Below are 13,737 nucleotides of genomic sequence, written 5' to 3' on the forward strand. Positions count from 1 at the left end.
CCTACTCTCCCCCGGCACCATTTTCGCGTCCACCAAACCGCGCGGGGGCCCCCCCCGCCGCGGGCGGCCCGGGCGCCCCGCCCCCCGGCCCCCCGCCGCCGGATGCCGGCCGAGGCCGGCGAAGGAGGTGTCAGACCACGGGCTTCGCGGTCATCAGCTCCGTGATCTCCTTGGCGAGCCGCGGGCCCAGCTCGCCCCAGCCCTCCTTGTAGCCGTAGACCCCGGCCAGCGTGCGGGCCTCGTAGTCGCCGTTCATGACCTCGATGTCGTCGGCGGTGATGAGCGCCGGGTGGGCCACGCCGACGGCGGACGAGACCTTCATCAGCTCCTTGCGCAGGGTGCGCAGGTAGACGGCGGCCCGGGTGGACTTCGAGGCCGGGTCGACGCCGCGGGCCAGCCACGGGTTCTGGGTGGCGATGCCGGTGGGGCACTTGTCGGTGTGGCACTTCTGCGCCTGGATGCAGCCGATCGACAGCATCGCCTCACGGGCCACGTTGATCATGTCCGCGCCCAGGGCGAAGGCGACCGCGGCGTTCTCCGGCAGACCGAGCTTCCCGGAGCCGATGAAGGTCAGCTCGTCGGTCAGCCCCAGCTCGGCGAAGGTGCCGTAGACCCGGGAGAAGCCCATCCGGAACGGCAGCGACACCGAGTCCGCGAACATCCGCGGCGCCGCCCCGGTGCCGCCCTCGCCGCCGTCGATGGTCACGAAGTCGACCCCGCGGTCGCCGCGCGCCATCAGCCTGGCCAGCTCCTGCCAGAAGCCCATCTCGCCCACGGCGCTCTTGACGCCCACCGGCAGACCGGTCTCGGTGGCGAGCAGCTCGACGAAGTCGAGCATCGAGTCGACGTCGCCGAACGCGGTGTGCCGCGACGGCGAGGCGCAGTCCTGGCCGACCGGGATGCCGCGGATCCCGGCGATCTCCGGGGTCACCTTCGCGCCCGGCAGCATCCCGCCCAGCCCGGGCTTGGCGCCCTGGGAGAGCTTGATCTCTATCGCCCTGACCGGAGCCCCGGCGACGACGTCCTTGAGCTTGTCCAGGTTGAAGCTGCCGTCCTCGTTGCGGCAGCCGAAGTACGCGGTACCGAGCTGGAGCACGAGGTCACCGCCGTTGCGGTGGTGCGGCGAGAGGCCGCCCTCGCCGGTGTTGTGCATCGCGCCCGCGAGCGCCGCCCCCTGGTTGAGCGCCGTGATGGCCGCGCCGGAGAGCGAGCCGAAGCTCATCGCCGAGATGTTCACCACGCTCGCCGGCCGGAACGCCTTGGCGCGCCCGCGCGGGCCGCCCAGCACCTTGGCCGAGGGCAGCGGCGCCTGCGGGTCGTGGGCGTCGGGCAGCGCCCCGGCGAAGGTGCGCTGCTTCAGGTAGGCGTGCCCCTGGACGTGCTCGACGTCGACCTCGGTGCCGAACCCGAAGTAGTTGTTCTCCTCCTTCGCCGACGCGTAGATCCAGGTGCGCTGGTCACGGCTGAACGGACGCTCCTCCTCGTTGGAGGTCACGATGTACTGCCGCAGCTCCGGCCCGATCCTCTCCAGCAGGTACCGGGCGTGCCCGACCACCGGGAAGTTCCGGAGCAGGGCGTGCCTCTTCTGGATGAGGTCGCGGGCGGCCAGGACCGCCACCGCGGTCGCGGCGGCCGCGCCGATCTTCCGGGCTTGCATGAACGTTCCTCCTCGATGCACGACTCCATCGCGGTGCGCGGTGGAGCCGAGGGTCGTGCGGGGTGGTGGACGGCAGGCGCCCGGCCGAGCGGCCGGCACCGTCCGTCGGAGAATGCGGGACGATCGTATGAGGCCAGGTGACCGGGCCCGCGCCCAGGGGCGTGCCGGGAGGCTCCGGTTCCGGTTGGGCGGCGGTCGCCCGCGGCCGCCGTCAGCCGTTCGCGGCCCGCAGGGCGCCCAGGGTGTCGAGCTCCCGCTCGAAGGCGGTGCGGGCCAGCGCCGTGCGGTTGGGGCGGTCCAGCTTGACGAGCGAGGACTCGACGTGGCTCCGGACGGTACGGACCGCGATGCCCAGCCCCCGGGAGATCCGCTCGTTGGACCACCCCCGGGCGACCAGGCCGACGACGTCGAGCTCCCGGCCGGTGAGCCGCCCGAGCGCCGGAGCCCGGCCGATCCGGACCACGACCGCGTCCGGCCGGCGCACCGCGCGGACGTGCCACCAGGTGCCGTCGGCGGCCCGGTGGTGGAAGCCGGTCCGGCCGCCCGCGCCGACCGCCGCGGCCTGTGCGGTGAGGCGCAGCTCGGCACGGGTGAGCGGCACCTGCCGGAGGTCTCCGGCCCTGGCCTCGACCAGGTCCGGGGTGACCCGGAGGACCACCTCGGCGGGGGCGCCGTCGGCCTCGGCCCCGGGGTCGAGGAGTCCGGCGAGGTCGTGCGAGAGCATCGTCAGCGCGAGGCACGACTCGTCGTCGAGCGGCGTGGCACGACGGGAACTCATCACGACGAAGCCCGGCCGCGCCGCACCGGGGGCGGGTGGCGCCAGCGGCAGGGTCAGGCCTTCGCGGAATCCGTTGGGCAGGAGCGCGTCCCGGTAGGTCCGGGTCTCCCGGTAGTCGAACGGCACGTCCACGAACCGCACCGGCGTGCCCTGGCGCGTGGCGAACCGGTGGACCGGGCAGGTCCGGCTGTACCGGGTGGTGATGTAGGTGAGGGTCTGCGACGGATAGCCGAGGTTGACGACGGCGGTGTGCGGGGTGCCACCGGAGGACGGAGGCCCGGAGGCGACCAGCGCGGCGCAGTCGAAGCCGAGCTCGTCCCGCACCGCGCGCAGCGGGAGTTCGACCGGCACGTCACCGCGGCCGGCCGCGCGGACCTCCTCGGCGAGCCGGGCCCACCACCGCATGTCCACCGCCATTCGAAACCTCCCATATCGGACGAAATCATGACGATCACCACGGCGTGGTGTCAACCCCCGATCGGCCTGCGGCAGAGCGGTGTTGGCGGGCCGCCGCAGGCCGGTTCGCCCCGGCCGCCAGTCCACCCGTCCGCCGCCGACGCACATCCCGGGTGCGGGCGGAACGGCCTTTCGGCCGAGGTGCGGCACCTCACGGACTCGTAGCTTTCAGCCCAACATCCCGACTCACCGTCGAGCCGAGCGAAGGAAGCCATGACGAAGACACCCGATCTGATCGTTGTCAGCGCCGCCGTGTTCACCGCGGATCCGGCGGGCACCGCCGCCGAGGCGTTCGCCGTCGCCGACGGCGAGTTCACCGCCGTCGGCAGCTCCGCGGAGGTCTCGCGGCTCGCCGGCCCCGACACCACCGTCCTCGACGCCGGCGGCCGGATGGTCATGCCGGGGATCTGCGACGTCCACACCCACCTCTCGTTGGGCGGCGCGCTGGTGGCGTGGGACCTCCCGATCGCGCCGCACTTCGGACCCGAGGAGATCTGCGAGGCGGTCGCGGCCCGCGCGGCGCGGCTGGGGCCCGAGGAGTGGATCGTCGGCGGTGTCATCGGCTCGACGACGATGGACGGGCTCGCGGACGTCGGCCTGCTCGCCGTGCTCGACCGGGCGTCCGCCGGGCGCCCCGTGCTGCTCAGGGACGACACCCAGCACAACAGGTGGGTCAACAGCGCCGCCCTCCGGGCGATGGGGGTCACGGAGGACTCTCCCGACCCCGAGGGCGGCACGTACGTACGCGACGGCCGGGGCCGCCTCACCGGCGTCCTGTGGGAACAGGCGTCCCGCATCGCGGAGGAGGCGTTCGCCGCGAGCGTCGAGGACCCGGACGCGCGCCACCGCGTCAGCTTCGCGACAGCCGCGCAGGTCTGCAACCGGCACGGGATCACCACCGTCTGCGACGCCGCGACCATGGAGGCGGCACTGCGCACGCTCACGGCGATGGAGGCCGAGGGCGAGCTCACCCTCCGGGTCGTGACCTCCACGGTGGCGCGCCCCCTGCTCGCGGAGGCCGGCATCAGCGGGAAGGAACTGCTGGCGGTGTCCGGGCAGTTCGGCTCCGAGCTGCTCCACGTGGGATTCGTCAAGGTGTTCCTCGACGGCGTTCCGATGACCCGGACCGCCGCGATGCTGGACCCGTACCTGCCGCACGGGTGCTCCGACCACGGGTCGGATTCCGGGGAGTGCCTGTACGACCTGGACGAGCTGGTCGAGGAACTGGAGACGGCCGTCTCCGCCGGGCGCGGGGTGAAGATCCACGCGGCCGGGGACGCCTCGACGCGGATGGCCCTGGACGCGATCGCGGTCATCCGCGAACGGCACGGGTCTCGGCCGATGTTCCACCTCGCCCACACCGAGTACGTCACCCCGTCCGACATCCGCAGGTTCGGCGAGCTGGGAGTGGTCGCCGACGCCTCGCCCTACCTCTGGTACCCGGGCATCATCCAGGACAGCCTGGCGGCCTGCGTGCCGGCCGAGGTCATCGAGCGGGCCTGGCCGCTGGCCGACCTGCTGGCCGCCGGGGCCAACGTCTCGGCCGGCTCCGACTGGCCCGCCGGGGCGCCGACTCCGCACACCTGGACCGGGATCGAGACGATGGTCACCCGACAGGCCCCGGGCGGCAGCGAGGAGACCGTCAACCCCGCGCAGCGGCTCACCCTCCATGAGGCGCTGGTCAGCTTCACCCGGCGCCCGGCCGAGGCGCTGGGGCTCGGCGAGCGGGTCGGCAGCATCGAGGTGGGGAAGTCCGCGGACTTCCTCGTGCTGTCGCAGAACCTGTTCGAGGTCGACGCCCGCCGGATCCACGAGACGGACGTGCTGGCCACCTACCTGCGCGGCTCGCGGGTCCACGCCGCCGGGGCCTGAGCGCGCCCCCGTCCCCGGTCCTCGCGCGGCCTGGCGCGCGGGCCGGGGGCAGGCGCCGCCCCGGGGCCGGTGAGCGTCCGTCAGGTCGATGCGCCGCACACCCCAGGGTGAATGTGTCCACTTTTGGAGCTCTTGACCAATATTTGTCGGATTTTCAGACTGCATACTACCCACATGGTCACCGTGGGTAGCGATTCATCGACCGAGTGCACCCGGTTCACGGTAGCCAACGCATCACCGCCCTCCAGCACACCGTGTGCCACCGGACCGCTCGATCGAAGGGAATCGTCATGAGGAGTCGTCCACCCGCCCGCGGGTGCGAGCGAGAACGCCATCGACCGCTCGCCATCCGCGACCGCCTCACCCGGGCGGCGCTCCCCCTCCTCCTCGCGTTCGCCACGGCCGCCGGGTCCTTCGCCGCGCCCGCGGCGGCGCACGCCACGGCCCACACCACGCGCACCCCTGCCGCGGGCAGCCCCACCGACAGCGGAACCAGCCGGCACGGCGTGCGCCAGCAGCCGGTGACCCTGACGAAGACCGGCACCGACCTCGCCACCGGCAGCACCACCGAGACCGCCCACGGCGACACCGTCCGCTGGGTCGTCTCCCTGACCAACCCGGACGGCGCCCCCGTCGACACCACGATCACCGACCCGATCCAGGGCGGACCGGGCAGCACCCCGCAGACCCAGTCCTACGCGCCCGGCTCGCTCCAGGCACCCCCCGGCTTCACCAAGCACTGGTCCACCGACGGCGGCACGACCTTCTCCGGCACCGACGCGGGCGCCGCCACCAACGTCGTGCAGGCCACCAACCCGATGCTCTCGTCCCCGGCGACCGGCCAGGTGGTCCAGATCCCGCCGCCGTTCACCCCGGTCAACACGGCCACCGGCGGCGACGGCTTCACCCCCATCCGCTACACCGCCACGATCAACGGCGTCGCCACGCCCGAGATCTGGAACATCTACCACCACGGCTTCTCCAACACCGCCAGCGTGGTCTGTACCGACCTGCTCACCAACGGGCCCTGCCCGACCCCGAGCGGAGCCCCCGCCACCTGGCCCCAGGCGCTGAACTCCTCGGTGGCCGGCGAGACCACCGGCGACATCGGCAGCACCCGCACCCCGACCTACGTGCAGATCGGCTCCAAGCTGTACTACGCCGCGATCAGCCGGGTCACCTTCGCGCTGATCGGCGTCGGCTGCATCGACCTCCAGACCCAGGCCAGCTGCGGCTTCACCGCCCTCCAGACCGGCACCGGGCAGGTCATCGGCGGCGTCGTCGAGGCACCGAACCAGCTGATCTACGCGGTCTCCGGCACCGGCGAGATCCTCTGCTACGACCCCGCCACCAACGCCTCCTGCGGCACCTTCGACATCGGCCTGCCGCCCAACGAGGGGCAGTCCGTCTTCAGCGGCGACTACGCCGGCATCATGCGGGTGATCGACGGCAAGATCTACGTCACCGACAACACCCTGGCCCCCGCACCCACGGTGATGTCCTGCTTCGACCCGTCGACCAACGCCGCCTGCACCGGCTGGGCCGTCCCCAAGACCGTGGTCACCCCGAACGGCACCGCCCCCGCCCGGGCCGACAACGTCTTCGAGATGTACGACCCGGCGGGTACCGTCACCGGTGTCTGCACGGCGGTCGGCGGCGTCTACCAGGAGGTCACCCCGCCCGTCGGCACCGTCGTCTGCTTCGACCTGGCGGGCAACCCGATCGCCGCACCCCCCGGCCTCCAACCCCTGCTCAGCACCAACGTCGCCACCGGCGAAGCCAACTTCCAGGTACCGCTGACCATCACCGCCCCCAACGGGCACCTGGAGACCGAGTTCCCGCTCTGGATCTACCAGAGCATCAGCCCGACCAGCAACAGCACCGAGTACTGCTACGACTGGAACACCCAGGCCCCCTGCGCCCAGTACGGCACCAACGGCGTCGTCGACGGCCCGCTCAACGTCAACGGCGGCGACACCCGCCCGTACGGCTTCGCCTACGACGGCCAGTGCAAGTACAGCCTCGGCGACACCGGCTACCTGTTCACGCTCGACCCGATCACCGGCGCCTCACCCTGCCTGAAGACCAAGGCCCAGAGCACCCTCAACCCCTCCGCGTACTACTGCGACGGAGCGACCGGGCACGTGAGGTCCTACGGCACGGTCAGCCTCCTCGACATCGACCCGACGACCGTCGACTTCACCCAGTCCTCGGTGACCGTCCTCGCCGCCGACGGCACCACCCTCGGCACCTTCCCGTTCAACCCCGCCACCGAGACGGCGGACATCTCGTCCGTCCCGACCAGTGACGCGCCGATCCAGGTGATCGCCAACCTCACCCTGATCAACGGTTCGGCCTTCACCCCCGGCAACCAGCCGAAGATGCAGGTGACCTTCGTCGGCGACGCGCCGCAGATCTGCTACGAGACCATCGTGGCGACCGACTGCGCCGTCACCTCCGTCTCCGACCAGGCCTCCGCCGTCACCAACGGCCAGGCACCCGTCACCTCCAACACCGTCACCCTCCAGGTGACCCCGGGCGCCGAGTGCGCCCCGGCGCTGACCGTCCTCAAGGAGGTCTGCACCTCCGCGACGGCGTCCGACTGCGTGGACGGCGGTAGCGGACCATGGGCCGCATCGACGACGGTCGCCCCCGGCTCCACCGCCTACTGGCGGATCACCGTCACCAACACCGGCGCGGTTCCGGTCACCGGAATCACCCTGACGGACAGCGTGTCACCGTCGTGCGTGACTGCGGCAGGATCGTTCGACCTAGCCGTCGGCGCCTCGCACCAGGTGTTCTGCGACCTGACGAACGTCACCCAACACACCGTCAACACCGTCACCGCCACCTTCCCCGGCCCCGGTGGAACACCGATCACCACGCCCCCCTCCGAGGCGACGGTCGACGTGCCGTCGCTGGCCCTCCTGAAGGAGGTCTGCACCTCCACCAACGCCGCCGACTGTGTGGAAGGCGGCAGCGGGCCGTGGGCCGCCAACACGACGATCCCGTCCGGGGACACGGCGTACTGGCGCATCACGGTGACCAACACCGGCACGGTCCCGATCACGGGCATCACCCTGACGGACAGCGTGTCGCCCTCCTGCGTGACCGCGGCAGGATCGTTCGACCTAGCCGTCGGCGCCTCGCACCAGGTGTTCTGCGACCTGACCAACGTCACCCAGCACACCGTCAACACCGTCACAGCCACCTTCCCCGGCCCCGGTGGAACACCGATCACCACCCCGCCCTCCGAGGCGACGGTCGACGTGACGCCGCCCGCCGTACCGTCCATCAGCATCGACAAGCAGGTCTGCACCTCCACCAACCCCACTGACTGCGCGGACGGCGGCCCGGGCCCCTGGGCCAAGAACACCACCGTCGCACCCGGCGCCACGGCCTACTGGCGCATCACGGTGACCAACACCGGCACAATCCCCGTCACCGGCATCACCCTCACTGACCCGGTCACCCCCGCCTGCGCCACCGCCGCCGGCAGCTTCGACCTCGCCGTCGGCGCATCGCACCAGGTGTTCTGCGACCTGGCGAACATCACCCAACACACCGTCAACACCGTCACGGCCACCTTCCCCGGCCCTGACGGCACCCCCATCACCACCCCACCCTCCGAGGCGACGGTCGACGTACCGTCCATCAGCATCAACAAGGAGGTCTGCACCTCCACCAACCCCGCTGACTGCGCGGACGGCGGCCCGGGCCCCTGGGCGAAGAACGCGACCGTCGCGCCCGGTGCCACGGCATTCTGGCGGATCACGGTGACCAACACCGGGACGGTTCCGGTCACGGGCATCACGCTGACGGACAGCGTGTCGCCCTCCTGCGTGACGGCTGCCGGGACGTTCGACCTGGCGGCCGGCGCCTCGCACCAGGTGTTCTGCGACCTGACGAACGTCACCCAACACACGGTCAACACGGTCACGGCCACCTTCCCCGGCCCTGGCGGCACCCCCATCACCACCCCACCCTCCGAGGCGACGGTGGACGTGCCGTCGCTCGCGATCCTGAAGGAGGTCTGCACCTCCACCAACGCCGCCGACTGCGTCGAGGGCGGCAGCGGACCGTGGGCCGCCAACACGACGATCCCGTCCGGGGACACGGCGTACTGGCGCATCACGGTGACCAACACCGGCACAGTCCCCGTCACGGGCATCACCCTGACGGACAGCGTGTCGCCCTCCTGCGTGACGGCTGCCGGGACGTTCGACCTGGCCGTCGGCGCCTCACGTCAGGTGTTCTGCGACCTGGCCAACGTCACCCAACACACCGTGAACACCGTCACGGCCACCTTCCCCGGCCCCGGTGGCACACCGATCACCACCCCACCCTCCGAGGCGACGGTGGATGTGACTCCGCCGGCCGTACCGTCGATCAGCATCAACAAGGAGGTCTGCACCTCCACCAACCCCACTGACTGCACCGACGGCGGCCCAGGCCCCTGGGCCAAGAACACCACCATCCCCTCCGGCACCACCGCCTACTGGCGCATCACCGTCACCAACACCGGCACAGTCCCCGTCACCGGAATCACGCTGACCGACAGCATGTCGCCCTCCTGCGTGACGGCCGCCGGCACCTTCGACCTCGCGGTCGGCGCCTCGCACCAGGTGTTCTGCGACCTCACGAACATCACCCAGCACACCGTCAACACCGTCACCGCCACCTTCCCCGGCCCTGACGGCACCCCCATCACCACACCCCCGTCCGAAGCGACGGTGGACGTACCGTCGCTGGCCATCCTGAAGGAGGTCTGCACCTCCACCAACGCCGCCGACTGCGTCGAGGGCGGCAGCGGACCGTGGGCCGCCAACACGACGATCCCGTCCGGGGACACGGCGTACTGGCGCATCACAGTGACCAACACCGGCACAATCCCCGTCACGGGCATCACCCTGACGGACAGCGTGTCACCCTCCTGCGTGACCGCCGCCGGCACCTTCAACCTCGCCGTCGGCGCCTCACGCCAGACCTTCTGCGACCTGGCCAACATCACCCAACACACCGTCAACACCGTCACCGCCACCTTCCCCGGCCCTGACGGCACCCCCATCACCACCCCACCCTCCGAAGCCACCGTCGACGTGACACCGCCCGTCCTCCCATCCATCAGCATCAACAAGGAGGTCTGCACCTCCACCAACCCCACTGACTGCACCGACGGCGGCCCCGGCCCCTGGACGAAGAGCACCACCATCCCCTCCGGCACCACGGCCTACTGGCGCATCACGGTGACCAACACCGGCACAGTCCCCGTCACCGGCATCACGCTGACGGACAGCGTGTCGCCCTCCTGCGTGACGGCTGCCGGGACGTTCGACCTGGCCGTCGGCGCCTCACGTCAGGTGTTCTGCGACCTGGCCAACGTCACCCAACACACCGTGAACACCGTCACGGCCACCTTCCCCGGCCCCGGTGGCACACCGATCACCACCCCGCCCTCCGAGGCGACGGTGGATGTGACTCCGCCGGTCGTACCGTCCGTCAGCATCAACAAGGAGGTCTGCACCTCGACCAACCCCGCTGACTGCGCGGATGGCGGCCCCGGCCCCTGGGCCAAGAACACCACCATCCCCTCCGGCACCACCGCCTACTGGCGCATCACCGTCACCAACACCGGCACAGCCCCCGTCACCGGAATCACGCTGACGGACAGCGTGTCACCCTCCTGCGTGACCGCCGCCGGCACCTTCAACCTCGCCGTCGGCGCCTCACGCCAGATCTTCTGCGACCTGGCCAACATCACCCAACACACCGTCAACACCGTCACCGCCACCTTCCCCGGCCCTGACGGCACCCCCATCACCACCCCACCCTCCGAAGCCACCGTCGACGTGTGCGAACCCACGCCGTCGCTGACCGTCGACAAGAAGGTCTGCCAGTCCGACGACTCCGCCGACTGCGTCGAGGGCGGAGCCGGTCCGTGGGGCAAGGAGGTGACCCTGCGCAAGGGCAACGCGCCCGAGGAACTCTGTGAGCCGGACAAGTGCCAGGCCTTCTGGCAGATCACTATCACCAACAACGGCACCACGGACCTGACCGGCATCACCCTGACCGACGCCCAGGAGCGGGCCTGCGAGGTGGCAGCCGGGTCGTTCGACCTGGCGGCAGGCGAGACGAAGACGTTCTACTGCTCCAGCCTGATCAGTGAGGACACCGTCAACACGGTCACCGCCACGGTCATCGGACCCGATGGCACTCCGATCACCACGCCGCCGTCCTCCGCACTCGCCAGGTGCGAACCGCCGTGCGAGCACGACAAGTGCCACCACCACAAGCCCGGTCACGGCCACGACGGGCACCAGCGCCCCCGGCAGGACACCGGGAGCCTGCTGACGTCCGCCTGGTCGACGCTCCCCTACGTCACCACCCGGCCTCCGACGACCGGCCTCGAATGGCTGCGCCCGTTCCTGGCCGGCTCGGGAGGAGTGAGCCAGTGGATCTGATCCGGTCGAACCGGCCCTGACGGTCCGACAGCGGTGGGCCCGGGAGAAACACATACCCGGCCACCGGCGTGCTGTACGGCCCTCGCGTCACGGAGCCGATGTCACTTCGTCACCAGGTGACCGGCAGTGCGTGGAGACCGTAGACCTCGTTGTTGACGCGGTAGGGCACCTCTTCCGCCGGACACGCGAGCGCGAGACCGGGCAGACGTCGGAGGAGCTCGGGCAGCGCGATCCGCAGTTCGGCGCGGGCCAGTGGCGCGCCGAGGCAGTGGTGCGGGCCGTGTCCGAAGGTCACGTGCGACACGGGCTTGCGTCCGATGTCGAGGCGGTCCATCCCGGCGCCGAGCACCGGGTCGCGGTTGGCCACCGGCAGTTGGCAGACGACCTGGTCACCGGCCTTGACCGGAACACCGCCGATCTCGGTGTCACGCTGGGCAGTTCGCGCCAGTGCGGTGCTGGAGACCGAGAGGAACCGCAGCAGTTCCTCGATGGCGCCGTCGATCACGGGATCGCCCTCGGAGGCGTTGCGCAGCCGGTCGGCCTGTTCCGGGCGCGACAGCAGGGCGAGCACGCCCAGGCCGATCGTGTTGGACACGGTGACGTGGCCGGCGAGCAGCAACAGCTCGCAGACGCCGACCAGTTCGGAGTCCGACACCGCGCCGCCGTGCTCCCGGACGAGCATGCCGATCATCCCGTCGTCCGGGCTGCGCCGCTTCTCCGCCACCAGCGAGGCCATGTACTCGTTCGACTCCCGGCCGGCCGCGATCCGTTCCTCGATGGGGAGTCCGAGGTCCAGCGTGGTCCGGGACCAGTGGTGGAACTGCTCCTGATCGGGGTCGGGGACGCCGAGCAGTCCGCAGATCACCCCGAGGGGCAGTGGCAGGGCGAAAACGTCCATCAGGTCCGCCGAGGAGCCCCGCGATTCCATGCCGTCGATCAGTTCGCCGACCAGGGTGCGGATCATCGGTTCCAGCGCGCGGATCCGTTTCGCGGTGAACTCCGGTGTGAGGACGTGGCGCAGCCGGGTGTGCTCCGGAGGGTCCATGTTGAGGAGTTCGTTCGGCAGGACCGGCGCGCGTTCCGGGTCGTGCATCGCGAACGTCTCCTGGTCGGCCAGCACGCGCCGCACGTCGGCGTACCGGGTGACGAGCCAGAAGGCGCCGTCCCGGTGCAGCCAGAAGTCCTGGACGTGCTGGACGGGGTTCTCGCGCTGGGCCTCGCCGAGGGCTGAGCCCGGGTCCAGGCCGTCGCGGCGGTAGAAGATCGAGATTGGCGGCGTTTCCTGCTCACTCATGGGACCTCCAGTGGCCGTCCGGTACGCAGTTCCCGATACCCAGGCGTCCGCGCCGCCGCGCGCTTCGGCCCCAGCCGCGTGCGGCGTGCGGGGGCGCGGCGGCCTCGCGCGCGCCCCCGGCCCGAGCCGGAGGCGCCCCCTGCCTCCACACTGTCGACGCGTCCGGCGACACACTGCCCCTCGTCCCGGGCTCTGGGGAGAGTCCCGTTTAACTCACCGCACCGACCGGCCGCGAGGCGGTGATCGGTCAGGGGCGAATGGCGACGGCCCCGTAGCACGAAGCCCCCGCGTCCGTGATGTGCTCGGCCTCGCCCGCCGGCGCGGGGTGCCAGCGCGGGGTGGCGACGACGCCCGGGTCCATCAGGTCCCAGCCGGTGAAGAACCGCGCGAACTCGTCGCGGGAGCAGGCGACGACGGGGGTTCCGGCGGCGGTGTAGACCTGGATGAGGCGGCCGGTCTCATCGGGGGCGAAGTCCTGGGTGAAGTGGCTCATCACCAGGGCGGAGCCGCTGGGCAGTTGAGCCTTGAGCCCCTCGGTTATCCCCTGGGCCTCGAACGGCACGAAGTGCAGCAGGGCGTTCATGCTGAGCGCGATCGGCCGGGTGAAGTCCAGGATGGCGCGGGCCGAGTCCAACAGGCCCGCGGGCTCGCGCACGTCGGCCTGGACGTAGGCGGTGACGCCCTGCTCGGTGCCGCGCATGAGTGCCTGGGCGTGGAGGAGCACGATCGGGTCGTTGTCGGCGTAGACGACCTTGGCGTCCGGCGCGACCGACTGGGCGACCTCGTGCAGGTTGGGTGAGGTGGGGATCCCGGTGCCGATGTCGAGGAACTGCCGGATGCCCGCGTTGGCGAGCAGGTGCGTGGTGCGGTGCATGAAGGCGCGGTTCGCGCGGGCGGCGGAGCGGGCGTAGGGGAAGACCGCCAGGGCCCGGCCGGCTGCCTCGCGGTCGGCGGGGAAGTTCGTCGTACCTCCGAGGTAGTAGTCGTACATCCGTGCGGAGTGCGCCAGGTGGATGTCGAGGTTGACCTCCACGTCGTCGACCCGGTCGGTACCGTCCGTCATGCACTCCCCCTGGCAGCTCAAACGACTCCCCCTGCGCGGCGCAGGGCCGATCCGCGTCCGCACCCCCGTGGCGAGCAGCGGTGCAGCCTGACGCGGCCTTCCCCACTATGCCCATACGCCCGAAGAGCCAATCAAGGACCTTCACCAACCACGACA

At 71.1% G+C, this 13,737-nt stretch carries 6 protein-coding genes; 2 read left to right on the forward strand and 4 right to left on the reverse strand.

Annotated elements, in window-relative coordinates; translation table 11 throughout:
• Positions 1–130: 130 nt before the first annotated feature.
• Both ACFRAR_RS12460 and ACFRAR_RS12465 read right to left on the reverse strand, forming a co-directional pair.
• The gene (locus tag ACFRAR_RS12460) at positions 131–1,657 is read right to left on the reverse strand and encodes an FMN-binding glutamate synthase family protein (RefSeq protein ID WP_380697602.1); all 1,527 of its coding nucleotides are present in this window, start codon (positions 1,655–1,657) and stop codon (positions 131–133) included.
• Positions 1,658–1,868: 211 nt separating this feature from the next.
• A complete protein-coding gene (locus tag ACFRAR_RS12465; RefSeq protein ID WP_380697603.1) occupies positions 1,869–2,852 on the reverse strand; it encodes a LuxR C-terminal-related transcriptional regulator in 984 nt (327 codons plus the stop codon).
• A gap of 252 nt (positions 2,853–3,104) precedes the next feature.
• On the opposite strand from ACFRAR_RS12465, the gene ACFRAR_RS12470 reads away from it, so the two are divergent.
• Together ACFRAR_RS12470 and ACFRAR_RS12475 are read left to right on the forward strand one after the other, a co-directional pair.
• Positions 3,105–4,763 carry an amidohydrolase gene (locus ACFRAR_RS12470; protein WP_380697605.1) on the forward strand — a complete coding sequence of 553 codons (1,659 nt, stop codon included), beginning with the start codon at positions 3,105–3,107 and terminating at the stop codon, positions 4,761–4,763.
• A gap of 290 nt (positions 4,764–5,053) precedes the next feature.
• On the forward strand, positions 5,054–11,224 hold the full coding sequence (locus ACFRAR_RS12475; RefSeq protein WP_380697606.1) for a hypothetical protein: 6,171 nt from the start codon (positions 5,054–5,056) through the stop codon (positions 11,222–11,224).
• A 109-nt stretch (positions 11,225–11,333) separates the two neighbouring features.
• Here the strand turns inward: ACFRAR_RS12475 and ACFRAR_RS12480 are convergent, their stop codons facing one another.
• Positions 11,334–12,518 (reverse strand): cytochrome P450, encoded by a 1,185-nt coding sequence (locus ACFRAR_RS12480; protein ID WP_380697608.1) that lies wholly within the window; start codon positions 12,516–12,518, stop codon positions 11,334–11,336.
• Positions 12,519–12,765: 247 nt separating this feature from the next.
• Positions 12,766–13,581 carry an SAM-dependent methyltransferase gene (locus ACFRAR_RS12485; RefSeq protein WP_380697609.1) on the reverse strand — a complete coding sequence of 272 codons (816 nt, stop codon included), beginning with the start codon at positions 13,579–13,581 and terminating at the stop codon, positions 12,766–12,768.
• Between the last annotated feature and the right edge of the window lie 156 nt (positions 13,582–13,737).

It is taken from the genome of Kitasatospora sp. NPDC056651 (assembly GCF_042792155.1).
Taxonomy (GTDB): domain Bacteria; phylum Actinomycetota; class Actinomycetes; order Streptomycetales; family Streptomycetaceae; genus Kitasatospora.